Below are 26,460 nucleotides of genomic sequence, written 5' to 3'. Positions count from 1 at the left end.
CTGCTCGAGAGCGACCTGATCCCCGGCGACCTCGAGCGGCTCTTCCCGATCTGCACCCCGGGTGCGTCGGACTCGGCGTCCTTCGACGAGGTCCTCGAGTTGCTGCACCTCGGCGGTCGGTCGCTGCCGCACGCCGTGCTGATGATGATCCCCGAGGCGTGGGAGAACCACCGCGACATGGACGCCCAGCGGCGGGCGTTCTACGAGTTCCACTCGACCCTGATGGAGCCGTGGGACGGCCCGGCCTGCGTCGTCTTCACCGACGGCACCCAGATCGGTGCGGTGCTCGACCGCAACGGCCTGCGCCCCTCGCGCTACTGGGTCACCGACGACGGCCTCGTCGTGCTCGCCTCCGAGGTGGGGGTGCTCGACCTCGACCCCGCCACCGTGGTCCGCAAGGGCCGGCTCCAGCCCGGCCGGATGTTCCTCGTCGACACCGAGGAGCACCGGATCATCGAGGACGAGGAGATCAAGGGCCAGCTCGCCGCCGAGCACCCCTACGACGAGTGGCTGCACGCCGGCCTGATCCACCTCGACGACATCGACGAGCTCGAGCACATCGTCCACACCCACGCGTCGGTCACCCGGCGCCAGCAGATCTTCGGCTACACCGAGGAGGAGCTGCGGGTGCTGCTCAGCCCGATGGCCAACACCGGTGGCGAGGCGCTCGGCTCGATGGGCACCGACACCCCGATCGCGGCCCTCAGCGACAAGCCGCGCCTGCTGTTCGACTACTTCTCCCAGCTCTTCGCCCAGGTGACCAACCCGCCGCTCGACGCGATCCGCGAGGAGCTCGTGACGTCGCTGAGCGGGTCCATCGGGCCGGAGGCCAACCTGCTGGACCCGACCCCCGCGTCGTGCCGCCAGATCGTGCTGCCCTTCCCGGTGTTCTCCAACGACGACCTGGCCAAGATCCGCCACATCAACCGCAACGGCGACATGCCGGGGTTCCAGGTCCACATCGTGCGCGGCCTGTACGACGTCGCCGGGGGAGGGGAGGCCCTGGCCGCCCGCCTCGACGAGCTGTGCGCGGAGGTCTCGGCCGCCATCGCCGACGGCGCCCGCATCATCGTGCTGTCCGACCGCCACTCGACCGCCGACCTGGCACCGATCCCCTCACTCCTGCTCACGGGTGCGGTCCACCACCACCTGGTGCGCGAGAAGACCCGCACCCAGGTCGGGATGCTGGTCGAGGCCGGCGACGTCAGGGAGGTCCACCACGTCGCACTGCTCGTCGGCTACGGCGCCGCCGCGGTCAACCCCTACCTCGCGATGGAGTCGGTCGAGGACCTCGCTCGCGAGGCCTACTACGTCAAGGTCGACCCCGAGAAGGCCGTCGCCAACCTGATCAAGGCGCTCGGCAAGGGCGTGCTCAAGGTGATGTCCAAGATGGGCGTCTCGACGGTGGCCTCCTACACCGGCGCCAAGATCTTCGAGTCGGTCGGCCTGTCCCAGGACGTCGTCGACCGCTACTTCACCGGCACGACGTCCAAGCTCGGCGGGATCGAGCTGTCGACGATCGCCGAGGAGGTGTCGCGTCGCCACGCGATCGCCTACCCCCGCGGCGGCATCGCCCCGGCGCACCGCGAGCTGACCATCGGCGGCGAGTACCAGTGGCGTCGCGAGGGCGAGCCGCACCTGTTCGACCCGGAGACGGTCTTCCGGCTCCAGCACTCCACGCGCACCGGCAGCTACGACATCTTCAAGCAGTACACCGACCGGGTGAACCACCAGTCCCAGCGGTTGATGACGCTGCGCGGCCTGTTCACCTTCAAGGACGGCGTCCGCGAGCCCATCGACATCGACGAGGTCGAGCCGGTCTCGGAGATCGTCAAGCGCTTCTCCACCGGCGCGATGTCCTACGGCTCGATCAGCCAGGAGGCGCACGAGACCCTCGCGATCGCCATGAACCGGCTGGGCGGCAAGTCCAACACCGGTGAGGGAGGCGAGGACCCCGACCGGCTGTACGACGCCGAGCGGCGCTCGTCGATCAAGCAGGTCGCGTCGGGTCGCTTCGGCGTCACGTCCGAATACCTCACCAACGCCGACGACATCCAGATCAAGATGGCGCAGGGCGCCAAGCCCGGCGAGGGTGGTCAGCTGCCGGGCCACAAGGTCTACCCGTGGATCGCCAAGACCCGGCACTCCACCCCCGGCGTCGGCCTGATCAGCCCGCCACCGCACCACGACATCTACTCGATCGAGGACCTGGCCCAGCTGATCCACGACCTCAAGAACGCCAACCCGTCCGCGCGCGTCCACGTGAAGCTCGTGTCGGAGGTCGGCATCGGGACGGTCGCGGCGGGGGTGTCGAAGGCCCACGCCGACGTCGTGCTGGTCTCCGGCCACGACGGTGGCACCGGCGCCTCGCCGCTGACGTCGCTCAAGCACGCGGGCGGCCCGTGGGAGCTCGGCCTCGCCGAGACCCAGCAGACGCTGCTCCTCAACGGGCTGCGCGACCGGATCGTGGTGCAGGCCGACGGCCAGCTCAAGACCGGCCGCGACGTGGTCGTCGCGGCGCTGCTCGGTGCGGAGGAGTTCGGCTTCGCCACCGCGCCCCTCGTCGTCAGCGGCTGCATCATGATGCGGGTCTGCCACCTCGACACCTGCCCGGTGGGGGTCGCCACGCAGAACCCGGTGCTCCGTGAGCGCTACAGCGGCCAGGCCGACTATGTCGTGAACTTCTTCGAGTTCATCGCGCAGGAGGTGCGCGAGCTGCTGGCCGAGCTGGGCTTCCGCAGCATCGCCGAGGCGGTCGGTCAGGTCGGCACCCTCGACATCGCCCAGGCGATCGACCACTGGAAGGCCTCGGGCCTCGACCTGTCGCCGATCCTGCACCAGGCCTCCCGGCACGGCGAGTTCGGCCAGTTCGAGGACCAGGACCTGCGCAACACCAAGGCGCAGGACCACGGCCTCGACAAGGCGCTCGACAACGAGCTGATCGCCATCGCCGCGCCGGCGCTGGACTCCGGCGAGCCGGTGCGCGCTCAGCTCGCGATCCGCAACGTCAACCGCACCGTCGGCACGATGCTCGGCCACGAGGTCACCAAGCGCTACCGCGGCGACGGCCTGCCCGAGGGCACGATCGACATCACCTTCACCGGCTCGGCGGGGCAGTCGTTCGGTGCGTTCGTGCCGCGCGGCATCACGCTGCGGCTCGAGGGCGACGCCAACGACTACGTCGGCAAGGGCCTGTCGGGCGGTCGCCTGGTCGTGCGCCCGGACCGCGCCTCGACCTTCGAGGCGGCCGAGCAGATCATCGCCGGCAACACGATCGGCTACGGCGCCACGTCGGGCCAGATGTTCCTGAGCGGTCGTGCGGGGGAGCGGTTCTGCGTCCGCAACTCCGGCGCGAGCGCGGTCGTGGAGGGGGTGGGCGACCACGCCCTCGAGTACATGACCGGCGGCGTCGTCGTCGTGCTCGGTCCGACGGGACGCAACGTCGCGGCCGGCATGTCCGGCGGCTACGCGTTCGTCCTCGACCTCGACGAGGACCGCGTCAACCCCGAGCTGGTCGAGCTCGCCCCGGTCACCGGCAAGGCCGCCGACGAGCTCAGGTCGCTCGTCGAGCAGCACGCGGAGGAGACCGGGTCCGCGGTCGCCGCCGCGCTGCTGGCCGACTGGGACACGTCACTGGCCCGCTTCACCGAGGTGATGCCGGGCGACTTCAAGCGCGTGCTCGAAGCCCGCGAGGAGGCCCTCGAGGAGGGGCTCAGCGAGGACGAGGCCGCCGCCCGCATCATGGAGGTGCTGCATGGCTGACCCGAAGGGCTTCTTGAAGCACGGTCGCGAGGTCGCCTCGCGCCGTGACGTCGCCGAGCGCGTGCACGACTGGGACGAGGTCTATCCCGACGGCATCGGCCGCGCACTGCTGCCCATCATCACCACCCAGGCCGGGCGCTGCATGGACTGCGGCATCCCGTTCTGCCACCAGGGCTGCCCGCTGGGCAACATCATCCCGGAGTGGAACGACCTGGTCTGGCGCGACGACTGGGACGGCGCGATGGACCGCCTCCACGCGACCAACAACTTCCCGGAGTTCACCGGGCGGCTGTGCCCGGCGCCGTGCGAGACGTCGTGCGTCCTCGGCATCAACCAGGAGCCGGTGACGATCAAGAACGTCGAGGTCTCGATCATCGACCGGGCCTGGGGCTCGGGCTACGTCCGCCCGCAGCCGCCGGAGTGGCTCTCGGGCAAGACCGTCGCCGTGATCGGCTCCGGTCCGGCCGGGCTGGCGGCGGCCCAGCAGCTCACGCGTGCCGGCCACACGGTCGCCGTCTACGAGCGGGCCGACAAGATCGGCGGCCTGCTGCGCTACGGCATCCCCGAGTTCAAGATGGAGAAGAAGCACCTCGACCGGCGCCTCGACCAGATGCGCCGCGAGGGCACCGTCTTCCGGGCCGGCGTCGACGTCGGCGGCGACCTCACGGGACCGCAGCTGCTGGCGCGCTACGACGCGGTCGTGCTGGCGATGGGCGCCACCGACGCCCGCGAGCTCCAGGTCCCGGGCCGTGAGCTCGACGGCATCCACCAGGCGATGGAGTTCCTGCCCCAGGCCAACCGCGCCTCGCTCGGGGAGGCGCCGACCTCCGACGGGTCGGAGCAGATCCTCGCCACCGACAAGGACGTCGTCATCATCGGCGGCGGCGACACGGGTGCCGACTGCCTCGGCACGTCGATCCGCCAGGGAGCCCGCTCGATCACGCAGCTGGAGATCATGCCGCGCCCCGGCGAGGACCGCCCCGCGGGCCAGCCGTGGCCGACGTACCCCATGACGTTCAAGGTCTCCTCGGCCCACGAGGAGGGCGGGGACCGGGTCTACGCGGTCTCGACCCAGGAGTTCCTGGGCGACGCCGACGGCCGCGTCGCGGCGCTGCGCCTCGTCGAGGTCGACGCGAAGTTCCAGCCCGTCGAGGGCACCGAGCGCGAGATCCCGGCCCAGCTGGTGCTGCTCGCCATGGGCTTCGTCGGGCCGGAGAAGCCGGGCCTGATCGAGCAGCTCGGCGTGGACCTCGACGAGCGGGGCAACGTGCGTCGCGACGAGTCGTACGCCGCCTCCGTGCCCGGCGTCTACGTCGCCGGCGACGTGGGTCGTGGGCAGTCGCTGATCGTCTGGGCGATCGCGGAGGGCCGCAGCGCGGCCGCCGCGGTGGACGCCCACCTCACCGGCTCGACCGCGCTCCCGGCCCCGATCAAGCCGCACGAGCGCCCACTGGTCGTCTGAGCGGTGCGGGGGGCAGGTTCTGGCGCGCCGAAACCTGCCCCACGCACCGACACCCTGCGCGGTGTGCTCGTTGGAACGATCCAAGACCCGCTAGGCTGAAGCACGTGCGAAGAGCGAAGATTGTCTGCACCCTCGGCCCTGCGGTGAACACGCCGGAGGGGATCCGAGCCCTTGTCGAGGCCGGCATGGACGTGGCCCGCCTCAACATGAGCCACGGGGCGTACGCCGACCACGAAGCCGTCTACCGACTGGTCCGCCAGGCCTCCGACGACACCGGCCACGCCATCGGTGTCTTCGCCGACCTGCAGGGGCCGAAGATCCGCCTGGAGACCTTCGGCGACGGACCCGTCAAGCTCAAGAAGGGCGCGACGTTCACCATCACGACGCGCGACGTCGTGGGCGACGTGCACCAGTGCGGGACGACCTACAAGGGCCTGCCCGGCGACGTGAAGCCAGGCGACCCGGTGCTGATCGACGACGGCAAGGTCCGGCTGAGGGTGGTGTCGGTCACCGACACCGACGTCGTGACCGAGGTCGTGGTGCCCGGCAAGGTCTCCAACAACAAGGGGATCAACCTCCCGGGTGTCGCGGTCTCCGTGCCGGCGCTGTCGGAGAAGGACACCGACGACCTGCGCTGGGCCCTGCGGCTCGGCGTGGACTTCATCGCGCTCAGCTTCGTCCGCAGCGCGACCGACGCCGCCGACGTGCGCGCGATCATGAGCGAGGAGGGCATCTTCGTGCCCGTCATCGCCAAGATCGAGAAGCCCCAGGCGATCGACAACATCGACGAGATCGTCGACGCCTTCGACGGCATCATGGTCGCCCGCGGCGACCTCGGCGTCGAGTGCCCGCTCGAGGACGTGCCGATCCACCAGAAGCTCATCATCGACAAGGCGCGGCGCAACGCCAAGCCCGTCATCGTCGCCACCCAGATGCTCGAGTCGATGATCAGTGCCCCCGCGCCGACGCGCGCGGAGGCCAGCGACGTGGCCAACGCCGTCCTCGACGGCGCCGACGCGGTGATGCTCTCGGGCGAGACGAGTGTGGGGGAGTACCCCATTCTCGCCGTCGAGACGATGGCCCGGATCGTGGAGTCGACCGAGGACCACGGCCTGAGCCACATGGCCGCCGTGACCTGGCAGCCCCACACCCGTGGCGGCATCATCGCCAAGGCCGCCGCCGAGGTGGCCGAGTCGGTGGGCGCCAAGTACGTCGTCGCCTTCACCGTCAGCGGTGACTCGGCCAAGCGGCTCTCCCGCTACCGCGGCCCCATCCCGATCCTCGCCTTCACGCCCGAGGCCCGCACCCGCTCGCAGCTGGCCCTCACCTGGGGCGTCGAGACGTTCCAGGGCGCCGAGGTCGAGCACACCGACGAGATGGTGCGACAGGTCGACGAGGCCCTCATCCACATCGGCCGCGTCAAGAAGGGCGACCTCGTGGTGATCATCGCGGGCAGCCCGCCCGGCATCCCCGGGTCGACAAACGCGCTGCGGATCCACCGGATGGGCGACGCGATCGACGGGGCTGCCCCGGCCTACCGCCGACAGCGCTGACGCCCTGCTCGACCGCTGCCCGCTGAGCCCCGGCCAGCGGCGGGGCGTGAGCGGTGCCCCGGGTGAGATTCGAACTCACACTGAATGCTGTTTGAGAGCATCGCCTCTGCCGTTGGGCTACCGGGGCCGAACGCGGGGAAACCGTACCCGACTAGCCTTGCCCCCGTGACGCAGCCCGTTGACTCCAGCCCCGCCCCGACGCCGAGCGACGACGTACGCCGTGTCGTCATCGCCGAGGACGAGGCGCTCATCCGGATGGACCTCGCCGAGATGCTCGGCGAGGAGGGGTACGACGTGGTCGGCCAGGCCGGCGACGGGCAGCGGGCGATCGAGCTGGCGCGCGAGCTGCGCCCCGACCTCGTCATCCTCGACGTGAAGATGCCGGTGCTGGACGGCATCGCCGCCGCCGAGGCGATCGCGGCCGAGCGCATCGCGCCGGTCGTCATCCTCACCGCCTTCTCGCAGCGCGACCTCGTGGCGCGCGCACGCGATGCCGGCGCGATGGCCTACCTCGTGAAGCCGTTCCAGCGGGGCGACCTCGTGCCCGCCATCGAGATGGCCGTCAGCCGCTATGCCGAGATCACCGTCCTGGAGCAGGAGGTCTCGGACCTGCAGGAGTCCCTGGCGACCCGCAAGTCCGTCGACCGGGCCAAGGGTGTGCTGCAGGAGCAGCTCGGGCTGAGCGAGCCCGACGCCTTCCGCTGGATCCAGAAGACCGCCATGGACCTGCGCCTGTCGATGAAGCAGGTGGCCGACGGAGTGGTCGAGCACGGGGTGGCCGGACTCGGCGCCCGGCAGGGGCTCGGTGACACCTCGGTCTGACGCCCCGATACCACGCTGAGTTCCGGGATCGTTTCCGGTACAGACCGGTTGGTCACGAAACGGCAACGGCGCGCATCTTGGGGCACTCAATCGTGTCCTGGGCCACATGCAGGGTGTTAGGTTCCCGGCACGAGGCTGCCGAGGTGGACAGCCCACTGAAATACGGAGTGATCCATGATCCGCTCATCCAAGACGTGGCAGGCAGTCGCTTTGGCGGCTGTCGCCGGGCTGGCGCTCAGCGCCTGCGGCACGACTGACACCGGCGGCGGTGGCGGCGACGCTGCTGGCGACGACTGCAACTTCAAGATCGGCGTGATGGGTGCCCTGTCCGGCGCCAACGCCAGCATCGTCCTCCCGTCCGTCGACGGTGCCGAGCTGGCGCTGAAGCAGTGGGACAACGACGACTGCGACGTCACGATCGAGAAGTTCGACACCGAGGGCGACCCGGCCAAGGCGACCCCGGTCGCGACGCAGATCGCCGGTGACGACTCGTTCATCGGTGTCATCGGCGGCGCGTTCTCCGGTGAGACCCGGGCGACCAAGGCGATCTACGGCGACGCAGGCGTCACCATGATCAGCCAGTCGGCCACCGCGACCGACCTGACCCAGGACGACCCGTCCCCGGTCTTCCACCGCATCGTCCCCTACGACGACTACCAGGGTGCGGCCATCGCCAAGTACCTCACCGAGGAGCTCGGCGCCTCCCAGGTGTTCGTGGTCGACAACTCCGAGGCCTACGGCGAGCCCCTGGCCGACCGTGTCGAGGAGACCCTCGGCGACGCGATGGTGCAGCGCGACAAGACGCAGGTCGGCCAGACCGACTTCGCCCCGACCATCTCCAAGATGGAGTCGGCCGAGCCCGACGCCGTCTTCTACGGTGGCTACATCGCCGAGGCCGCGCCGCTGCTCAAGCAGATGCGCGACGCCGGCATCGACGCACCCTTCATCGGTGGTGACGGCCTCTACGGCTCCGACTTCGGCAACGCCGTCGGCGACGCCGGTGAGGGTGCCATCGTGATGTGCCCCTGCGCCCCCATTGAGGGCGACAGCACCTTCGCTGCCGACTTCGAGGAGGAGTTCGGCAACGCTCCGGGCGCCTACGCAGCCGAGGGCTTCGACGCGATGAGCGTCTTCCTGGCCGCGCTGGACGACGGTGCCCGCACCCGCGAGGACGTCGAGGCATTCGTCGACGCCTACTCCGCGGACGGCCTCAGCAAGGAGATCTCCTTCGACGAGAACGGCGACGTTCCGAAGGAGAAGGTCTCCTACTGGGCCTACGTCAACGAGGGTGGCACTCTCACCCCCGACGTCGAGGTCAGCCCCGCCGGCTGATCCGCACGGATTGACCATGCACCACGGGGGCGGTCGGGCTTGCCCGGCCGCCCCCGATCCATGGCCCCAGCGGGCCGCAACCTGGGAGGGCCCTGAGTGGACTTCGATGCCCTGATCAGCGGACTGGACCGTCACACTCTCGACGGCATCACCCGCGGATCCATCTACGCGCTCGTCGCGCTCGGCTACACCATGGTGTACGGCGTGATGAAGCTGATCAACTTCGCCCACTCCGAGGTGTTCATGGTGGGCACCTGGACCGTGCTGGGCGTCTACACCGTGCTCGGCGCCTCGTCCGGCCTGGGTGTCGGCATGGTCATCGGTGCGACCCTGCTGGCCCTGCTCGCCGCCATGCTCGCGTCCGCAGGCACCGCCCTCGCCGTCGAGCGGATCGCCTACCGGCCGCTGCGCAAGAAGGGCGCCCCGCCGCTCATCTTCCTGATCACCGGCATCGGCTGCTCCATGGTCCTGGTGGAGATCTTCGGCCAGGTCTTCAAGGTCTTCTTCGGCCCGCCCTTCGGCCGCGTCCTGGTCAACGTGCCGGCCGTGCTCGAGACCAAGGTCCTCTTCACCGTCCCGGGCCTCGACCTCGCGATCAGCAACACGCGGGTCATCATCATCTTCGGCGCCATCGCCATGATGGTCGCCCTCGACTTCTTCGTGAACAAGAGCCGCCTGGGTCGCGGCGTCCGTGCCGTGGCACAGGACCCCGACACCGCGTCCCTCATGGGCGTCAACCAGGACCGGGTCATCATGCTCGTCTTCGTCCTCGGTGGCGCGATGGCGGGCGTCGCGGCCCTGCTCTTCACCATGCAGTACGACAGCACGAAGTTCGACATCGGATTCCTCATCGGGGTCAAGGCCTTCACGGCAGCCGTGCTCGGCGGCATCGGCAACCTGCGCGGTGCGCTGGTCGGCGGCCTGGTCCTCGGCGTCGTCGAGGTCTACGCCTCGACCGTGTGGGACTCCAGCTGGGCGGACGTGACCGCGTTCATCGTGCTGGTCCTCGTGCTGATGTTCCGCCCCACCGGCCTGCTCGGTGAGTCCCTCGGAAAGGCACGCGCATGAGCCTGATCATCCAGTACACCGATCGGCTGCGCGACCGGCTGGGCGTGCTCCCGGCCTGGGCGCGGGCCCTGGGGATGCTGCTCGTGGTGGCGTTCGCCTTCTACCTGCCGTACCTCAACATCCTGCCGTTCGCCTACGTCCGGACGGACCTCAACGCGACCGGCACCGACTGGGCCAGCGTGCTGTTCCTGATCGTGATCTACATGATCGTGGCGGTCGGCCTCAACGTCGTGATCGGCCTCGCGGGCCTGCTCGACCTGGGCTACGTCGGCTTCTACGCCCTCGGCGCCTACTCGGTCGCGCTGTTCGGCTCGACCTCCTCCCCGGTGGTGGAGGGCCTCCAGTCGAGGTTCGGGCTGTCGGAGGAGTGGGCCGTCCCGTTTGCGATCTGCGTGCCGATCGCCATCGCGATGGCGCTGGTCGCCGGTGTCATCCTCGGTGCGCCGACGCTGCGGCTGCGCGGTGACTACCTGGCCATCGTGACCATGGGCTTCGGCGAGATCATCCGCATCTGCGCGCGCAACCTCGACAACGTCACCAACGGTGCCGCCGGCATCACCAACGTCCCGGTGCCGCCTGGCCCCGAGACGGACGGGCGTCCGTTCTTCAACGTCTCCGAGCCGGAGCGGTGGTACTGGCTGGCGCTCGTCGTGCTCATCATCTTGATCTGGATGGCGCGCCGCCTGGAGCACAGCCGCGTCGGCCGTGCCTGGCTGGCCATCCGCGAGGACGAGGACGCCGCGGCGATCATGGGCGTGGCCGCGTTCAAGTACAAGCTGTGGGCGTTCGCCATCGGCGCCTCCGTCGGCGGCATGGCCGGCCTGCTCTTCGGCAGCAAGCAGCAGTACGTCGAGCCCAACGGCTTCATGCTCAACCTGTCGTTCCTGTTCGTGGCGATGGTCGTCATCGGCGGCTCGGGCAACATCGTGGGCGTGCTCCTCGGAGCCTTCCTGCTCACCTACCTGCCCGAGCGCTTCCGCGAGTTCCAGGAGTGGCGACCGTTCGCCTTCGGTGTCGCCCTCGTGGCCGTGATGATCCTGCGGCCGCAGGGGCTGGTGCCGAGCAGGCGAAGGGCCCGAGAATTCCAAGATCGCAAGGTCGAAGCCGAGGAGGCTGCCGCCGATGCCTGACGAGACCATCCAGGACCACACCGCGGGTGACGCTCCGCGGACCGTCGCGCCCGACACCTCCGACCACGAGGTGCTCAGCATCGACGTCGGTCCCGAGGGCGAGACGCTGCTGGAGATCGACCACGTGACGCTGCGCTTCGGCGGCGTGGTGGCGCTCAACGACGTGCACTTCTCGATCAAGCGGGGCGAGATCCTCGGCCTGATCGGGCCCAACGGTGCCGGCAAGACGACCTGCTTCAACGTGATGACGGGCGTCTACACGCCCACCTCGGGCGAGGTGCGCCTCAACGGCCGGGCGATCAGCGGCAACAAGCCGCACAGGATCAACCAGCTCGGCATCGCGCGCACCTTCCAGAACATCCGGCTCTTCCCGGAGATGTCGGCGCTGGAGAACGTCATGGTGGGATGCGACGCCCGCCACAAGACCAGCGTGCTGGGTGCGCTGTTCCGCCTCTACCGGGTCCGGCCCGAGGAGCACCAGCTCCCGGACAACCCGGTGCGGCGCAGCTTCGCCAAGGTGTTCGGCATCAGCCGCCACACCCTGGAGGAGCGTGGTGGTCGGGAGAAGAGCATGGAGCTGCTCAAGTTCGTCGGCATCGCCGACCGGGCCTACGAGCTCTCGCGCAACCTGCCCTACGGCTACCAGCGGCGCCTCGAGATCGCGCGTGCGCTGGCCACCGAGCCACAGCTGCTGTGCCTCGACGAGCCCGCGGCCGGCTTCAACCCGGCGGAGAAGGAGGACCTCATGGACCTCATCCGCCGCATCCGCGACCTGGGGCACACGGTGCTGGTCATCGAGCACGACATGAAGCTGGTCCTCGGCGTCACCGACCGCATCGTGGTGCTCGAGTTCGGCCAGAAGATCGCCGAGGGCAGCCCCGACGAGGTCGCCCACAACCCGAAGGTCATCGCTGCCTACCTGGGAGAGCCCGACGATGCTGCTTGAGCTAGACACCGCCACTCTGAGCTACGGCAAGATCGAGGCCCTGCACGGGATCAGCCTCGAGGTCGCCGAGGGCGAGATCGTCGCCCTCATCGGTGCCAACGGTGCCGGCAAGACCTCCACGATGCGTGCGCTCTCCGGGGTCCGCGGCCTGTCCTCCGGGTCGGTCACGTTCAACGGCGAGGACGTCACCAAGCTCCGGGCCGACCAGCGACTGCGCAAGGGTCTCGTGCTCTGCCCCGAGGGCCGCGGGATCTTCCCCGGCATGACGGTGACCGAGAACCTCAACATGGGGGCGTACACACGCAAGGACAAGGAGGCGATCGAGCAGGACTACGAGCGCGTCTTCGGTCTGTTCCCCCGACTGCTCGAGCGCAAGAAGCAGGTCGCGGGCACCATGTCCGGCGGTGAGCAGCAGATGCTGGCCATCGGTCGCGCGCTGATGTCGCGTCCCAAGCTGCTCATGCTCGACGAGCCCTCGATGGGCCTGGCGCCGATGCTGATCCAGCAGATCTTCGACATCATCTCGGAGATCGCCGAGCAGGGCACCACGATCCTGGTCGTGGAGCAGAACGCCAAGCAGGCGCTCTCGCGGGCCCACCGTGCCTACGTGCTGGAGACGGGTCGGATCGTCAAGTCGGGCACCGGCGCCGAGCTCCTCGACGACCCGACTGTGCGCGAGGCCTACCTCGGCGTAGCCTGATCACCCCGCCGGGGGATAGTGTCGCCCGGGTGTGGTGCCGGGACAGGTCGGCAGGGGGCCACTGTGGGTGCTCGAGGAAGTGGTGGGTCGATGAGTCGGACGCCGGTGGCCGTACGCGCTGCACAACCCTCGGACGTCGCCTCCCTGCGTGAGCTGTGGGGCGACATCCTGCGCAAGGGCGGCCTGGACGAGCAGCTGGCCGACGTGGCCCGCGTGGTCGCGACGGCCAGCGAGCGCGAGGACCAGTGTGTGGTGGTGGCCGAGGTCGACGGCGAGGTGGCCGGCGCGGTCTACCTCGAGGCCTCGACCTTCACGCCGCTCAACCTCGAGCCCGCCGTCCTGGCCGTGTCGCCGCACGTCCTGCCGCAGTTCCGCCGCAAGGGCGTCGGGAGTGCGCTGATGGAGGCGGCCTGCCGGTTCGCCGAGCAGCACGGCATCAGCCACGTCCAGACGGCCGCCGCGGCCGAGCTGCGCGACGCCAACCGCTTCATGGCGCGGCTGTCGTTCGCGCCGCAGGCGATGCTGCGTGCGGCGACGACGAGCTCGGTGCGCGCCAGGCTCCCTCAGTCGCGCCAGGTCACGCCGGCCGCGACCAGCAAGCAGCGCATCGACCGGGTCCTGGCCGCGCGCCGCATCCGGCGCGAGCGCGTCCCCGGCTGACTCGTTCCGGGCCACACCCCGTCGGTCCTATGCCCGCCGGTCCTACGCCTGCGGTGCCGGCACCAGCGCGCAGGTGATGCGCGAGGTGCACACGCGCTTGCCGCGCTCGTCGGTGATGACGATCTCGTACGACGTCGACGTACGGCCGAGGTGGATGGCGGTCGCGACCCCGGTGACGATCCCCGTGGTCGCCGCGCGGTGGTGGGTGGCGTTGATGTCGACGCCGACGGCGAGCTTCTCGGGGTAGGCGTGGATCGCGGAGCCGATGGACCCCAGCGTCTCGGCGAGCACGACCGACGCACCACCGTGCAGCAGGCCGAAGGGCTGCGTGTTGCCCTCGACCGGCATGGTCCCGACGACCCGATCGGCGGAGACCTCGACGAGCTCGACGCCCATCTTCTCGTTCAGCCGACCGTTGCCCTCGGGCAGGAACGCGATCAGCTCCTCGATGGTCAGGTCGGCCAGTGACTTCGGTGCGCTCATGGATCCATTCTGGCCGAGGAGGGGGTCGTTCCCGGCCGCGGGGCTGTCGGCGGAGACGGATAGAGTCGGCGGGTGCCTGGATCGAGTGAGACCACGAGCGAGCAGACCCGCCCCCGACTTCTGTTGCTCGACGGTCATTCGTTGGCCTACCGGGCCTTCTTCGCGCTGCCCGTGGAGAACTTCGCGACCGCCACGGGGCAGCACACCAACGCGGTCTACGGCTTCACGTCGATGCTCGTCAACGTCCTGCGCGACGAGGTGCCGACCCACGTCGCCGTGGCCTTCGACAAGTCCCGCCAGACCTTCCGCCTCGAGCAGTACGCCGACTACAAGGCCAAGCGCAACAAGACGCCCGACGAGTTCAGCAGCCAGCTGCCGCTGATCCGCCGGGTGCTCGACGCGCTGTCCATCCAGCACCTCGACGTCGCCGGCTTCGAGGCCGACGACATCATCGCCACCCTCGTCACCGAGGCCCTGGCCGACGGGATGGAGGTGCTGATCCTCACCGGTGACCGCGACTCCATCCAGCTCGTCACCGACAGCTCGACCGTGCTCTACCCCATGCAGGGCGTGAGCAACCTGGCCCGGCTCACCCCGGCGGCCGTCGAGGAGAAGTACGGCGTCCCTCCGCACCGCTACCCCGAGTTGGCGGCGATCGTCGGCGAGACCTCCGACAACCTGCCCGGGGTCCCCGGCGTCGGCCCGGGCTTCGCGGCGAGGTGGATCAACCAGTTCGACGGGCTCGACAACGTCATCGCCCGCGCCGACGAGATCAGCGGCAAGAAGGGGCAGGCACTGCGCGAGCACCTCGGCGACGTGATCCGCAATCGCCAGCTGAATGCGCTCGTGCGCGACATGGCGCTTCCGTTGCACCCGAGCGACTTCGACCGCCGCGCCTGGGACCGGACGGCCGGCCTGGAGCTCCTCGACGAGCTCGAGTTCCGCGGCGAGCTCCGCACGCGGCTGCTCGACACGATCGACCCGGCCCCCGAGGACGAGGTCACCGCCGAGGCGGGCTTCGAGCTCGACGGCCGCCGGCTGGCCCCCGGCGAGGCCGGTGCCTGGCTTTCCGAGCACGCGCCCGCAGGCGAGCGGGTCGGTGTGGCGGTGACCGGCACCTGGCGCGCCGGCACGGGCGAGGTCATGTCCGTCGCGGTCGCCACGGCGGCCGGACAGGCGGCGTGGATCGACGTCGCCGACCTCGGTCCCGACGACGACACCGCGGTGGCCACGTGGCTGGCCGACCCGGGTCGTCCCAAGGCGCTCCACGACGCCAACGGCCCGAGCCTGGCGCTCGCGGCCCGCGGCTGGGAGCTGGCCGGCCTCGAGGTCGACACCGCCCTCGCTGCCTACCTCGTCCAGCCCGACCAGCGCTCGTACGCCCTGGCCGACCTCACCCTGCGCTACCTCAAGCGCGAGCTGCGCCAGGACGCGACCGATGTCGACCAGCTCAGCTTCGACGCCCTCGACGACACCACGGCCAGCGACACGGCCATGCTGACGGCGCGCGCCGTGCTCGACCTCGCCGGTGCGCTCGACGGCGCGGTCGAGGAGCACGGCGGCACCCGTCTGCTGAGCGACGTCGAGCTGCCGCTGATCGGCACCCTCGTCCGGATGGAGCAGGTCGGCGTCGCGGTCGACACCGACTACCTCGAGGGCCTCGAGTCCGAGTTCGACGACCAGGTGCGCGCCGCGGCGACCGACGCCTACGACGTCATCGGCAAGGAGATCAACCTCGGCTCGCCCAAGCAGCTCCAGGTGGTGCTCTTCGACGAGCTGGCGATGCCCAAGACCAAGCGCACCAAGACCGGCTACACCACCGACGCCGACGCCCTCCAGGCGCTCTTCGAGAAGACGGAGCACCCGTTCCTCCAGCACCTGCTGCGCCACCGCGACGTGATCCGGTTGCGCCAGACCGTGGAGGGTCTGCTCAAGACCGTCGCGTCCGACGGCCGCATCCACACGACCTACAACCAGATCATCGCCGCGACCGGTCGCCTCTCCAGCACCGACCCCAACCTCCAGAACATCCCGATCCGCACCGAGGCGGGTCGCCGGATCCGTGAGGGCTTCGTGGTCGGCGCGGGCTACGAGTCGCTGATGACCGCCGATTACAGCCAGGTCGAGATGCGGATCATGGCCCACCTGTCCGAGGACGCCCTGCTGATCGAGGCGTTCCGCTCCGGGCACGACTTCCACTCGATCACCGCGGCCCGCGTCTTCGGGGTCGACGCCGACGCCGTCACCTCCGAGCAGCGCGCCAAGATCAAGGCGATGAACTACGGCCTCGCCTACGGCCTGTCCGCCTTCGGGCTCTCCCAGCAGCTGCGGATCAGCACGAGCGAGGCCGCGGGGCTGATGGAGGAGTACTTCCAGACCTTCGGCGGGGTGCGTGACTACCTCGGCGGCATCGTCGACGAGGCGCGCCGCTCGGGGTTCACCGAGACGATCCTCGGGCGACGCCGCTACCTCCCCGACCTCACCAGCGACAACCGCCAGCGGCGCGAGACGGCCGAGCGGATGGCGCTCAACGCACCCATCCAGGGCTCGGCCGCCGACCTGGTCAAGGTCGCGATGCTCGGCGTGGAGCGGGCGCTGGCCGAGCAGGGCCTGCGGTCGCGGATGCTGCTCCAGGTCCACGACGAGCTCGTGTTCGAGGTGGCGCCGGGCGAGAGCGAGGCGCTCGCCGAGCTGGTCCGCGCCGAGATGGGCGGGGCGGCCGACCTGGCGGTGCCGCTCGACGTCTCAATCGGCTCCGGGCGCAGCTGGCACGACGCCGCCCACTGACCCGCCCGCGGGCGCGCCGCCCGAGGCGTCGCTGCGGAGGCTGATCGCCACCAGGGCCGCCGTCAGCACGGCGGTCACCGTGATCATCACGCCCAGCAGCTGGGTCGGCGTGGACGTGGCCGACCCGGCGAGCACGGAGACCACCAGCGCGGCCCAGACGAGGGCGATCGACTTGCGGCCCTGGCGCGCCAGCGTCGCGTAGACCAGCAGCTGCGTGATCGACAGCAGCGTGCCGAGGACGGCGAACAACCAGAGGTGGCCCTCGACCGCCTGCAGCTTCTCGCTGCGCAGCACGTCTGCCGCAACACCGGCGAGCAGCGCGACGCCGAGCGTGCAGGCCACGCCGAGGCCCAGGATCGCCGAGGTGCCGCGGACCACCGCCCGCCGCCGCTCGTGCGCAGTGGCGAGGGACGGGAACATGACGATCACCACGAACTGCGGCAGGTAGAGCATGATCTTGGCGACCAGCAGGCCGACGGCGTACAGGCCGGAGGCGTGGTCGCTCAGCACGTGCCTGGCCACGACGATGTCGACGTTGGCGAGGGCGAAGAACGCCAGCAGGGCCTGCGTGCTGTGCAGCGACTCGCGCAGCAGCGCCCACGCCGAGGTCGTCTCCCCGGGGACGTCGGCCGGGCTCGCCTCAGGCGACTCGCGGGGGCGGCGCAGGATCCACCAGCCGAGCACGACGGGCGCGATGTAGCCCAGGCCGCTGCCGAGGAGCGCGATGCTCTCGGTCGGGCGCCACCACAGGACGGCCAGGCCGGCGATGCGCGGGACCCCGGCGAGCACGTAGACCCACGACAGGGCGGCCCACCGCTGCTCTCCCTGGAGGATCCCGACCTGCGCCCCCATGATCGTGGTGGGCACCGCCAGGCCGGCCAGGACGAGCGCGGGCACCACGGAGTCCAGCTGCAGCAGCCAGGTCACTGCGGGGGAGAGGACGGCCAGCGCCCCGCCCACGGCGAGGGCCGTGGCCCAGCCGACGTGCAGGATGAGGCGCTCGATCCGGGCCACCGCGCCGGGGTCGGCCACGATCCGACGCGCGGCGGTCGCCTGCAGCCCCATGTTGACGACCGAGATGACCATCAGCAGGTTGAGCAGGGCGAAGAAGGCGCCGTACGACGCGGTGTCGAGGATCCCGGCGGCGACGATGGTGAAGCCGAAGGTGCAGACGTTCATCACCGCGGTGCCGACGATGATGCCGCCGCTGCCGCCGAGGAAGCGGCGCAGGGACCCGCTCGCGTTGCTCATGCGGGGACGTGGCTGACGTGAGGGACGGCCTGCTTCGCCAGTCGCAGGCTGGCGACCGTGAGCACCATGAGCAGCACGGCGTCCACCCCGACGACGGCGCCGACCAGGCCGGCGACCGTGTCGGCCCGGAAGCCGAGCACCGTCAGTGCGACGAGGGCGACCCACAGCAGCAGCACCGAGCGCCGGCCCTGGCGGGCGAGCACGGCGTAGACCTGGAGCTGCAGCATCGCCAGGACGGTGCCGAGCACGGCGAAGAGCCAGAGCAGGTCCTCGACCTCGCCGAAGTCGGAGCCGCCGACGAAGACCATCGCCAGGCCGGAGAGCACCTTGGCCGCGACGACGGCCAGGATCCCCAGACCGGCGACGACCAGCAGGCTGCGGACCAGCGCGCGCTGGCGGCTCTCGGGCGTGGCCATGTCGGGGAAGGCGATCACCACGACGAACTGCGGCAGGAAGAGCATCACCTTCGCCATGATCAGGCCGGCGGCGTAGAGGCCGGCGTCGTGCCCGGTGAGCACTTGGCGGGCAATCACGATGTCGACGCTCGAGAGCGCGAAGTAGGCGAAGAGGACCTGCGCGTTGTGCGCGCTCTCCACGAGCATCGAACGCGCGGAGTGCTCGGGCGCCGGCCGCTCCGGCGTACGACGGTCGCGCAGTACCCACCAGCCGACGATGAGCGGGAAGAGGTAGCCGATGCCGACGCTGAGGATCGCGCTCGTGGCGTCCGGGCGCCAGAGGATGATCGCCGTCCCGATGACCAGCCGGGGGATCCCGCCGGCGAGGTAGAAGACGGCGAGGGCGCCCCAGCGGCGCTCGCCCTGCAGGATCCCGGCCTGCCCACCGGCCAAGGTCAGGGGCACCGCTGCGACCGCCACCACCGCTGCAGTGATCAGGCTGTCGAGGTTGAGCAGGGCGTCGATGGCCGGGATGAGCAGGCACAGCACCAGCCCCACGAGGAGCGAGACCTTGGTCGTCAGGGACAGGATCGCGCGCTCGATGGCCCCGACGTGGCCGCTGTCCACGGCGATGCGCCGCGCAGCGGTGGCCTGGAGCCCGAGCGCCACGACCTGGACGACGATCAGCAGGCTCAGGCAGGCGATGAACGCGCCGTACTGGCTCGGGCCGATGAGCCGCGCGGACAAGATGGTGAAGCCGTAGGTCGCGACGTTCATGACGCTGGTGGCCACGGCGACGGCGCTGCCGTCGAAGGAGCGACTGCTGCGCGCGCTGCTGGTGGCGGACACCCGGCGAATCCTAGGCCGTGAGGGGTCCGGCCGTGGAGCAGGGAGGGGGCGGGGGCACCGGGTGTCGTGCGAAGCGCCAGTCCTCGTGCTGACCGGTTGCCCGGGAACCGACCAAGCGTTCCGGTCGCGGGTGCTACCTTCCCGGTTGGCTGTGGATGCCACCGCCGAGGAACGTGACCTAGGGAAGGACTGGGCTGCAGATGCGCGCCGCGAAAGGCATGATCGTGGTGCTGACGACGCTGCTCGCGAGCGCCTGTGCGCTCGTCGAGAGCCCCGCGGACGACAGAGCATCCTCGGACGAGAAGAGCGGTCAGCAGACCAGTGAAGCGCCAGCGACACCGACTGCCGATCCGTCCGCGACCGACGTCGAGCCCGTGGACCCGGAGGCGTACCCGCTCGCCTTCGACGCCGAGGCCAAGAGCGTCTTCCCCGAGACGCCCGTGTACGACGGTGCGCTTGTCGGAACGCGCCTGATCACGATGACGCTCGACCAGCTGCGGGCACGAGCCCTGCCTGAGCTCGAGACAGCGTGGCAGATGGCGCCCCTCGGTCTGTTCGTCGACGTGGACACGCGCGACGAACAGCTGTATGCCCTCGACCTCCGAGTGGAAGAGGGGGCCGGCACCCGAGCGGGCCGGCTGGCGATGACACTGAGCCGCATCTCTCCGGCGACCGGCACAGTCCTGGACGAGGTGGCGTGGGAGAAGACGCAGGACGTGCAGTCCTCCGGCGACCCGGTGGTTCGGATCGCCTCGATCATGGACGGCGTCGTCTTGGTCGAGTCCAGCGGCAGCGACGAGGGCAGTCGTCACACCCTGACCGCAGTGGACGTCGCCTCGGGCGAGGAGCTGTGGACGCGGCGTCCCGGCACGTTCGTGGCCGCCACGGACACCTCGGTCGTGCTCAGCACCGCCGCAGGCTCCGAGTCCGGCACCCTGCTTGGGGTCGACCCGGAGTCGGGTGCGGTGGAGTGGACCGGGCCGCGCACCATCGTCACGGCCGACCTTGTCGGGGTCCATGAGGACACCCTCAGGCTCGTGACGAGCTCCACCGAAGACAGCGATCCAGAGCTGTTGGCGCTCTCCACGGCCGACGGCTCGGTGACCGCGCGCCGCGCCACCAGCCTGGGCGACTGGGGGTGTCATCCGGCGGAGGAGTCCATCGTCGTGTGCTCCTTGCCGGGGGAGCGCGCTGTCGGGTTCGACCTCGCAACGGGCAAGAAAGTCTGGCAGCTGCCCACCGCCGGTCGCTACGGCGTCTGGGTGAGCTCAGTGCGCGGCGGCTACGTCTACGGCTTCACCACGGGCGGGCGTTCGGTCGTCCTGGACGCCGAGACCGGGCGGGACGTGACCGAGACCGCGGGCGCGGCTCCGGTCTCGTCGAACGGATATGGCGGACTGATCTTCTACAGCGGCCAGGCGATCTTCTACCCTGCAGTTCCCGATCGGACCGAACCTCCTCAATAGGGGTCGGCCCTGCCGATGTGCCCCATGAGGCGGGCCACCGCGCCCAGCCGCAGACGTAGCAGGACCTTCACGACCAGGTTGCGACCGAACCAAGGCAGCTGCGCCAGCAGACGCAGCCGGTCGGCGGGCGAGGGAGAGGCGCGCTCGAACAGTGCGAGGCTCCCGGTGCGTCCGAGAAAGCGGCTGCGCCGGCTCGTCACACCGACCACGAGCATCGCCAGCGTGACGCCCACGGAGGAGAAGGCGTCGTGAACCAGGAACGACGCGCCGTCCGGCAGCCAACGCGTCCATCCCAGGTCGCGCAGGCACGACACCACGTCGTGCTTCCCGTCGACGTACAGCAGGCCGATCTCCTGGTCCCACCTGGCGAGGACGTCGGTGCTGTGCTCCTCGAGCAGCGTGACCACGCCGGCCACGTCGGCGGCCAGGAGGTTGTGCCGGAAGCTGGCGGCAGTTCCGTGGTCGCCGTAGCGCCAGTCGCTGGGGAACGGGTCGATCGCGACCACCCGCTCGGCTGCTGAGGCCAGCACGACGGTGGAGCGACCCAGGTGGCTGCCGATCTCCACGACGATGCCGCAGGCCCGCGAAGCCTCGTCGTGGAGCACCTGCGCCTGGGCCTCGGTGAGCCAGCCGCTGATCGTTCGCGCGTGCTTCCACGCGTGGTCGAACGAGCGGGTGGGCATGTGACCTCGGCTGGAGCGGGGGTGTTGCGGCCCGATTGAGCGCGCTGCAAGCATAGGGTGCGTTCGTGGCGGAGTCGGTGCGGGGGAGGTCCTCGCCACCATGGCTTGGCGTCGCTCTCCTGGCCTGGCCGGTGCTGCTCGCGGTCGCGCTGCTGTGGCCCCTGCTAGCTCACGGCGGTCATCCGCTCGGGCGTGACCTCGTGTTCCCGCCGCAGCAGCCCTTGACGTGGAGCGCAGCGGGACTGGCGGACGGGTCGCCACGGGCCGTGCCGCTGGACGCGGTGGTTGCGCTGCTCACGACTGTCATCGACGGCGGCGCCCTTGCTCGGATCCTGCTCCTGGCGATCCTGGTGCTTGCAGCCGCAGGAGTCATGCGTTCGTTGCCCTGGGTGGGGCCTGTCGGCCTCCTGGTTGCAGCTGGCGTCGCCGTGTGGAACCCGTTCGTTGTCGAGCGTCTGGCCCTCGGCCAATGGGCTCTGCTGACCTCGTACGCCGCCCTGCCATGGTTGGTCCGAGCCGCTGCTGCCAGCGCCGACCGGACGCCGCGGCGTCTTGGCGCGCTGGCACCGGTGGTCGGGTGGGCCGCTCTGGCCTCGTTGACCCCTACGGGCGGTCTGCTGGCGCTCGCCGTCGTCACCGTGCAGGTAGTGCTGCGCAGGAAAGCAGCGGCCATGCAGCTGCTCGCCGTCCTCCTGCTTCAGGCGCCCTGGGTCGTCGCCGGGCTCGTCGGATCCTCTGCCACGGTCAGCGACCCTGCAGGAGTGGCCGCCTTCGCGCCGGACACCGAGGGTCGATTCGGGACACTCGTGGCGTTGCTCGGTCTCGGCGGCATCTGGGACGCGGGAAGCGAGCCGTTCAGTCGCACGACCGTGCTGGCGCCCGTGACGGCTCTCGCGGTGGTCGTGGTGCTGGTTCTCGCCGGTCGTGGGCTCCACCGGCGGCTGGTTGCTCCGGTCACGTGGTGGGTGCTCGGCATCGGCGGACTGTCGTACGCACTGGTCCTGGCCACAGGGCCCGGCCAGGCGGGCTTGCGCGTTCTCGTGGCCCACGTCCCGGCTGCCGGGCTGCTGCGCGACGCACAAAAGTTCCTGCTGCCGACGGCACTGCTCGTCGCCCTCGCTGCGGGCGTCGCAGCAGATCTGCTCGTCCGCCTCCTCGCGCGTCGTGTCCCCGACGCCGTGGAGGTACGTCTCGTCCTGATGGTCCCCGCGATCGTGGCGCCGTTGCTTCTCCTGCCGGACGGCGCCCGACTGGTGTGGCAGACCGTCGACCCCGTCCGATTTCCTGAGTCCTCCTATGCCGAGGTCGACCGCATCACCAGCGGGTCCGGCCGCGCTGTGGCGATGCTGCCGTGGCGCGCCTACCGGCGTTTCTCGTGGGGCCACGGCCTGACCTCCTCGGATCCGGCGACCCGCGTGCTGAGGGCTCCCACCGTCGTCTCCGACGACCTGCAGGTGGGCTCACGGCTGGTCCGGGGAGAAGGCGCCCTCGCGGGCCAGATCGGCGACATCCTCGAACGTGGGGGAGACGCGCGCGATCTGGGTGCGTTGGGGATCGGGTGGGTCGTCGTATACCCGGATGACCCGGATGCGGGCACGGTCGACGTCGACGGACTCGTGCCGACGTACGCGGACAGTGTGCTGACTCTCTACGCGGTTCCCGACTCGGTGCCATTCGCAGGGCCGCCGCTGATAGCCCGGGCCTTGCTGGCGGCGGCATACGCGCTGGTCGTCGTGATGCTGGCGGCCGCTGTCGTCCGGAGTTCCCGGCAACTCCGGCGGCAGCGGCGATGAACGCATGCACGGCTCGCGGTTGCTGTATGCTCGCGCCGAACCAGTCCACCCCTAGGGAGTTCAGCCGTGCCGTCTTCGCTGTCTGTAGTGCTCAAGCTCCTCGTCGCGCCGCTCGTCGGAGTGCTGCTGGGCCTGCTGGCCATGTTCGGTCTGGTCTACTCCCAAACCCAGGCCCCGGAGACCAACCCGGCGTCGCAGCCGATCCTGACCTACGGCGACTGATCGCTCAGCCCCGCGATAACGCGCTCCACGGTCGTGGCGGTCGCCCGCCAGGTGAATCCGGTCGCCCGATGACGGGCCATCTCGGACATCGCGTGCCGTCGCCGGCTGTTCGACAGCAGGTGGCGAGTCGCCTCGACCATCTCCGTCACGTCGTCGACGAGCAGCCCCGTCTCGCCGTCGACTACGGACTCCGCCACGCCGCCCGCTGAGCGGTAGGCGATCGTCGGAGTTCCCTGTGCTGCGGCCTCCATCACGGCCAGGCCCCAGCCCTCCTTGACGGAGGGGAGCAGCATCACGGCTGACGAGGCAAGCAGCTCGTCACGCCGGTCGGCGCTCACCCGGCCGTGAAACACGACGCGGTCCTCGACCCCGAGGTCCTGTGCTGCCTGCACCAGCTGGTCACGCCACCAGCCGTCACCGATCACGTCCAGTGCGAGGTCGGGGTGGGCGTCGTGCAGGGCACCGACGACGCGGAAGGCGTGGTCGACCTGCTTGTGCGGCACGAGCCTGGCCAGGACGCTGATGCGTGTGGCGTCGTGGCCGGCGTGGATGACGGGCCGCACGTCAAGGCCGTTGTGGGCGACATGGATGAGGTCGGGCTCGACCCCGAGGGCCACGAGGTCCCGGCGGGAGCTTTCGGACACCGTGACATGAACGACGTGGCGATAGACGGCAGGGGTGAGCCGGCTCTCGATCCACCACCCCAGTCGGCCGCGCCAACCGGGGTAGATGATGTGCCACTGCTCGCGGTGCACGTGGTGGACCAGCGCGATCAGGCCCTTGCGGCGGGCCACGCGTGCCATGAACGGCAGACCGTTGATGACGTCCACGATCACGTCGGTCCGACGCCCCGCGGTGAGGGCCCACCACAGTGCCCTGGGATAGACCGTGAGCCGACCGCCGTTCCGTACGAGCTCGACCCCGTCCTCCACCTCGCGGGCAGCACTGCCCGGGTAGCGGGCGCACCGGACCTGCACGCGGTGCCCCCGGCTGGCGAGCTCGCGGGCCACCGACTCGACGTACACCTCGGATCCGCCACCGTCGGGGTGCTTCTGGTCGCGCCAGGTGAGGAAGGTGATGCTTCGGGCAGACGGCTCGCTACTCATGGGCGGAGTAGTCACCGAGGATCCGTCGGCACGTGGGCGGTGTGACCCCCGCCTCCGGCTCGACGTGGATGCCGCGCTCGGCCAGGTCGGCGGTGTCGTCGACCGTCACCTCGATCGGGATCGGCTGCCGCACCCAGTCCTCACTCCAGCTGAACGAGCGGGTGAATCCCACGTAGCCGCCGGGATTGGACCCCACCTCTGCGTAGCCCCACTCGGGCAGGTCGCGGACGCCGATGCGGATCTCGTAGGGGGGCAGCACGTCGAACCACGGGCCGTACCACGGGTCCTCCTCGTGCTGCAGCACCACGCGCGCCTGACCGTCGTCGTTGGTCTGGAGACGGATCCACCGGCGGGGCTCGGTGCCGATGGTGACGATGATCGAGCTCGAGGCGGTGAAGTCCGGGTCGAGCCGGGCTGTCACGACCACGCTGCGACGCTCGGCCAGGAGCCACCGGTCGGCGTCCTCGCCGGTCTCGACATAGAGCGCGTCACAGGAGCCCTGCACGTGGATCGCGTCGGGGGCGCCGCGCTCGGACGGCGGGCCCTGGCCCACTGTCGTGAGACGGGCCTGCGCACCGGGGCTGATGTCTTCCTGGGTAGCGAGGTACCGGGCGAGCGCCGGCCCCGGCGACGTGAACGCAGCCGCCTGGAACCCAACAAGTAGGTGTGCGCCGGTCGAGTACGCGGTCCCAAGGGCAAGGAGCGTCACGGACGCCGTCACCACCGAGGCTCGCACCCTCTGCAGGACCCGAGCGAGCAGGACTCCGGTGACGACGGACCCCACCACCAGCGCTGGAACGATGTCGCCGGTGTAGCGGTAGGCGTAGTAGCCGTAGTTCATGATGGCACCGGTGACCAGGACCATCGACAGGACCGGGACCCAGAGCACCAGCGTCCGTGGCTTCGCCGAGGTGCGCATGAGCCACGGCACGCTTGCCAGCGCCATGATCAGGAGGAGCGGCATGAAGGCGGTGACCGACCCCGTGCGGTAGCTCTGGTCGATGAAGGCCGAGCCCACTGCACGAGCCGGCTCGGCGGGGAACGTCACCCAGGGGAAGTAGTCGACGAAGCGGATGCCGTCGAGCCGGAAGTACGTGAGCAACCCGGTGGTGAAGAACTGCGGACCAGTGATGGTCCCGCCGTTGGCGGCCAAGGCTTCGCGACGGTGCTCGTTGAGCTGTGTCCAGACCTGGTCCTCGAGGGGGAACAGGAACGGGTGGCCGAACTTGGCCATGTTGACGGCGACGCCGGCGCCGAGACAGGCCAGTCCACCGGCCACGAGCACCGCCCCCACCCGGCGCAGCGGACGGGTCCCGCGGCCGGACGCCCACCACACGCCGATCGCCACGGTGCCCAAGCACACGGCGAATCCGCCGGGGGTGCGGGTGAGCACGAGCGCAAGGTCGAACGCGATGAGCCAGCCGATGGTCCATCTACGTGGATCGATCTGGACGCGCACCATCCAGTAGGCGCACCCGAGCGCCAGGGCAACCGCCCAGGCGTACACCTCGTGGTAGACCCAGGGCAGCGAGGCGTTGTAGGTCAGCGACGTACCGGCCAGGCACAGCGCGAGCACCGTGCCGAGCACGGCGCCCTCCCGCCCGGTGACCGGCTCGCCGCTCCCGCGGACGACGTCACGTACGAGCCAGAGCAGGCGCGTGGTCATCGTCGCGAAGATGGCGTACGCCAGGAGCATCGACACGACAGTGAGCCGGCCATCGAACTCCGAGGTCGTCCAGAGGACCGGGATGCGCAGGAGCGCCGGGAAGGGGCCGAAGTACATGTACTCGCGCCCATCGACCTGGAACGCCTCGATGCCCAGCGATCCCGGAGCTACCCACAGGTGCCCATCCATCAGCGCCCGCGCCTGGAAGTCGAAGAAGTTGGAGGCGTAGCCGAGTGGGTTCGCAGTGCGGTCGAGGTCGGTCGACCAGTTCAGGAGCGCACCGACCTGCACCACAGCCCCGACCAGAAGGGCCACTGCACACGT

General features: G+C 70.2%; 20 protein-coding genes and 1 tRNA gene. 14 read left to right on the top strand and 7 right to left on the bottom strand.

Features of this window, described 5'->3' with window-relative positions; genetic code table 11:
* From gltB to pyk, 3 genes are all read left to right on the top strand, one after another.
* Nucleotides 1–3,762: glutamate synthase large subunit (gltB, locus tag JWN97_RS06000; protein ID WP_297619850.1), on the top strand; the 3,762-nt coding region annotated here is incomplete at its 5' end.
* Nucleotides 3,755–5,224 carry a glutamate synthase subunit beta gene (locus JWN97_RS05995; protein WP_297619847.1) on the top strand — a complete coding sequence of 490 codons (1,470 nt, stop codon included), beginning with the start codon at nt 3,755–3,757 and terminating at the stop codon, nt 5,222–5,224. The genes gltB and JWN97_RS05995, both read left to right, overlap by 8 nt.
* A 104-nt stretch (nt 5,225–5,328) precedes the next feature.
* Nucleotides 5,329–6,777 (top strand): pyruvate kinase, encoded by a 1,449-nt coding sequence (gene pyk, locus JWN97_RS05990; protein WP_297619844.1) that lies wholly within the window; start codon nt 5,329–5,331, stop codon nt 6,775–6,777.
* Between the two features lie 54 nt (nt 6,778–6,831).
* Here pyk and JWN97_RS05985 read toward each other — a convergent pair.
* Nucleotides 6,832–6,904 (bottom strand) — tRNA-Leu (locus JWN97_RS05985).
* 38 nt (nt 6,905–6,942) lie between these two features.
* Between JWN97_RS05985 and JWN97_RS05980 the strand changes: the two genes are divergently transcribed.
* The 7 genes from JWN97_RS05980 (at nt 6,943) to JWN97_RS05950 (ending at nt 13,435) form a co-directional block, all read left to right on the top strand.
* A complete protein-coding gene (locus tag JWN97_RS05980; RefSeq protein WP_297619841.1) occupies nt 6,943–7,599 on the top strand; it encodes a response regulator in 657 nt (218 codons plus the stop codon).
* 174 nt (nt 7,600–7,773) lie between these two features.
* Entirely contained in the window at nt 7,774–8,931 is a 1,158-nt protein-coding gene (locus JWN97_RS05975; protein ID WP_297619836.1) for a branched-chain amino acid ABC transporter substrate-binding protein, read from the top strand.
* Nucleotides 8,932–9,027: 96 nt separating this feature from the next.
* Nucleotides 9,028–9,999, top strand: coding sequence for a branched-chain amino acid ABC transporter permease (locus JWN97_RS05970; protein ID WP_297619833.1), 972 nt, complete (start codon nt 9,028–9,030; stop codon nt 9,997–9,999).
* Nucleotides 9,996–11,129: a branched-chain amino acid ABC transporter permease gene (locus JWN97_RS05965; RefSeq protein ID WP_297619830.1), complete on the top strand. Its 1,134-nt coding sequence runs from the start codon at nt 9,996–9,998 to the stop codon at nt 11,127–11,129. Before JWN97_RS05970 ends, JWN97_RS05965 begins: the two co-directional genes overlap by 4 nt.
* Nucleotides 11,122–12,075 carry an ABC transporter ATP-binding protein gene (locus JWN97_RS05960; protein WP_297619827.1) on the top strand — a complete coding sequence of 318 codons (954 nt, stop codon included), beginning with the start codon at nt 11,122–11,124 and terminating at the stop codon, nt 12,073–12,075. Before JWN97_RS05965 ends, JWN97_RS05960 begins: the two co-directional genes overlap by 8 nt.
* Nucleotides 12,068–12,775: an ABC transporter ATP-binding protein gene (locus JWN97_RS05955; protein ID WP_363321257.1), complete on the top strand. Its 708-nt coding sequence runs from the start codon at nt 12,068–12,070 to the stop codon at nt 12,773–12,775. The genes JWN97_RS05960 and JWN97_RS05955 overlap by 8 nt, the downstream gene beginning before the upstream one ends.
* Nucleotides 12,776–12,865: 90 nt before the next feature.
* Nucleotides 12,866–13,435 (top strand): GNAT family N-acetyltransferase, encoded by a 570-nt coding sequence (locus tag JWN97_RS05950; protein WP_297619821.1) that lies wholly within the window; start codon nt 12,866–12,868, stop codon nt 13,433–13,435.
* A gap of 42 nt (nt 13,436–13,477) precedes the next feature.
* On the opposite strand, the gene JWN97_RS05945 is transcribed toward JWN97_RS05950, so the two are convergent.
* Nucleotides 13,478–13,918: a hotdog fold thioesterase gene (locus JWN97_RS05945; protein ID WP_297619818.1), complete on the bottom strand. Its 441-nt coding sequence runs from the start codon at nt 13,916–13,918 to the stop codon at nt 13,478–13,480.
* Nucleotides 13,919–13,990: 72 nt separating this feature from the next.
* Between JWN97_RS05945 and polA the strand changes: the two genes are divergently transcribed.
* The gene (gene polA, locus JWN97_RS05940) at nt 13,991–16,705 is read left to right on the top strand and encodes a DNA polymerase I (RefSeq protein WP_297619810.1); all 2,715 of its coding nucleotides are present in this window, start codon (nt 13,991–13,993) and stop codon (nt 16,703–16,705) included.
* On the opposite strand, the gene JWN97_RS05935 is transcribed toward polA, so the two are convergent.
* Together JWN97_RS05935 and JWN97_RS05930 are read right to left on the bottom strand one after the other, a co-directional pair.
* A complete protein-coding gene (locus JWN97_RS05935; RefSeq protein WP_297619807.1) occupies nt 16,664–17,956 on the bottom strand; it encodes an oligosaccharide flippase family protein in 1,293 nt (430 codons plus the stop codon). The genes polA and JWN97_RS05935 overlap by 42 nt on opposite strands.
* Nucleotides 17,953–19,200 (bottom strand): oligosaccharide flippase family protein, encoded by a 1,248-nt coding sequence (locus JWN97_RS05930; RefSeq protein ID WP_297619804.1) that lies wholly within the window; start codon nt 19,198–19,200, stop codon nt 17,953–17,955. Before JWN97_RS05930 ends, JWN97_RS05935 begins: the two co-directional genes overlap by 4 nt.
* A 200-nt stretch (nt 19,201–19,400) precedes the next feature.
* On the opposite strand from JWN97_RS05930, the gene JWN97_RS05925 reads away from it, so the two are divergent.
* A complete protein-coding gene (locus JWN97_RS05925) occupies nt 19,401–20,666 on the top strand; it encodes a PQQ-binding-like beta-propeller repeat protein (protein WP_297619801.1) in 1,266 nt (421 codons plus the stop codon).
* Here the strand turns inward: JWN97_RS05925 and JWN97_RS05920 are convergent.
* Complete coding sequence (locus tag JWN97_RS05920; RefSeq protein ID WP_297619798.1) at nt 20,660–21,349, bottom strand: class I SAM-dependent methyltransferase; 690 nt, start codon at nt 21,347–21,349, stop codon at nt 20,660–20,662. The two genes, JWN97_RS05925 and JWN97_RS05920, sit on opposite strands and share 7 nt — an antisense overlap.
* Nucleotides 21,350–21,414: 65 nt before the next feature.
* On the opposite strand from JWN97_RS05920, the gene JWN97_RS05915 reads away from it, so the two are divergent.
* Together JWN97_RS05915 and JWN97_RS05910 are read left to right on the top strand one after the other, a co-directional pair.
* Nucleotides 21,415–23,142, top strand: a complete 1,728-nt coding sequence (locus tag JWN97_RS05915; RefSeq protein WP_297619796.1) for a hypothetical protein — start codon at nt 21,415–21,417, stop codon at nt 23,140–23,142.
* Between the two features lie 87 nt (nt 23,143–23,229).
* A complete protein-coding gene (locus JWN97_RS05910) occupies nt 23,230–23,364 on the top strand; it encodes a hypothetical protein (protein ID WP_297619793.1) in 135 nt (44 codons plus the stop codon).
* Here JWN97_RS05910 and JWN97_RS05905 read toward each other — a convergent pair.
* Together JWN97_RS05905 and JWN97_RS05900 are read right to left on the bottom strand one after the other, a co-directional pair.
* Entirely contained in the window at nt 23,352–24,470 is a 1,119-nt protein-coding gene (locus JWN97_RS05905) for a glycosyltransferase family 4 protein (RefSeq protein WP_297619790.1), read from the bottom strand. The two genes, JWN97_RS05910 and JWN97_RS05905, sit on opposite strands and share 13 nt — an antisense overlap.
* Complete coding sequence (locus JWN97_RS05900) at nt 24,463–26,430, bottom strand: hypothetical protein (protein ID WP_297619788.1); 1,968 nt, start codon at nt 26,428–26,430, stop codon at nt 24,463–24,465. The genes JWN97_RS05905 and JWN97_RS05900 overlap by 8 nt, the downstream gene beginning before the upstream one ends.
* Nucleotides 26,431–26,460: the final 30 nt, after the last annotated feature.

Source organism: Nocardioides sp., assembly GCF_025965415.1.
Lineage (GTDB): Bacteria > Actinomycetota > Actinomycetes > Propionibacteriales > Nocardioidaceae > Nocardioides.
This window is presented reverse-complemented; position numbering and strand designations above follow the sequence as displayed.

Bases quoted from the DNA above. Each gene is read 5' to 3' on its own strand.
- JWN97_RS05995 (WP_297619847.1), top strand. From the start codon at position 3,755: ATGGCTGACCCGAAGGGCTTCTTGAAGCACGGTCGCGAGGTCGCCTCG.
- JWN97_RS05975 (WP_297619836.1), top strand. From the start codon at position 7,774: ATGATCCGCTCATCCAAGACGTGGCAGGCAGTCGCTTTGGCGGCTGTC.
- JWN97_RS05965 (WP_297619830.1), top strand. From the start codon at position 9,996: ATGAGCCTGATCATCCAGTACACCGATCGGCTGCGCGACCGGCTGGGC.
- JWN97_RS05960 (WP_297619827.1), top strand. From the start codon at position 11,122: ATGCCTGACGAGACCATCCAGGACCACACCGCGGGTGACGCTCCGCGG.
- JWN97_RS05950 (WP_297619821.1), top strand. From the start codon at position 12,866: ATGAGTCGGACGCCGGTGGCCGTACGCGCTGCACAACCCTCGGACGTC.
- JWN97_RS05945 (WP_297619818.1), bottom strand. From the start codon at position 13,918: ATGAGCGCACCGAAGTCACTGGCCGACCTGACCATCGAGGAGCTGATC.
- JWN97_RS05935 (WP_297619807.1), bottom strand. From the start codon at position 17,956: ATGAGCAACGCGAGCGGGTCCCTGCGCCGCTTCCTCGGCGGCAGCGGC.
- JWN97_RS05925 (WP_297619801.1), top strand. From the start codon at position 19,401: ATGCGCGCCGCGAAAGGCATGATCGTGGTGCTGACGACGCTGCTCGCG.
- JWN97_RS05920 (WP_297619798.1), bottom strand. From the start codon at position 21,349: ATGCCCACCCGCTCGTTCGACCACGCGTGGAAGCACGCGCGAACGATC.
- JWN97_RS05905 (WP_297619790.1), bottom strand. From the start codon at position 24,470: ATGAGTAGCGAGCCGTCTGCCCGAAGCATCACCTTCCTCACCTGGCGC.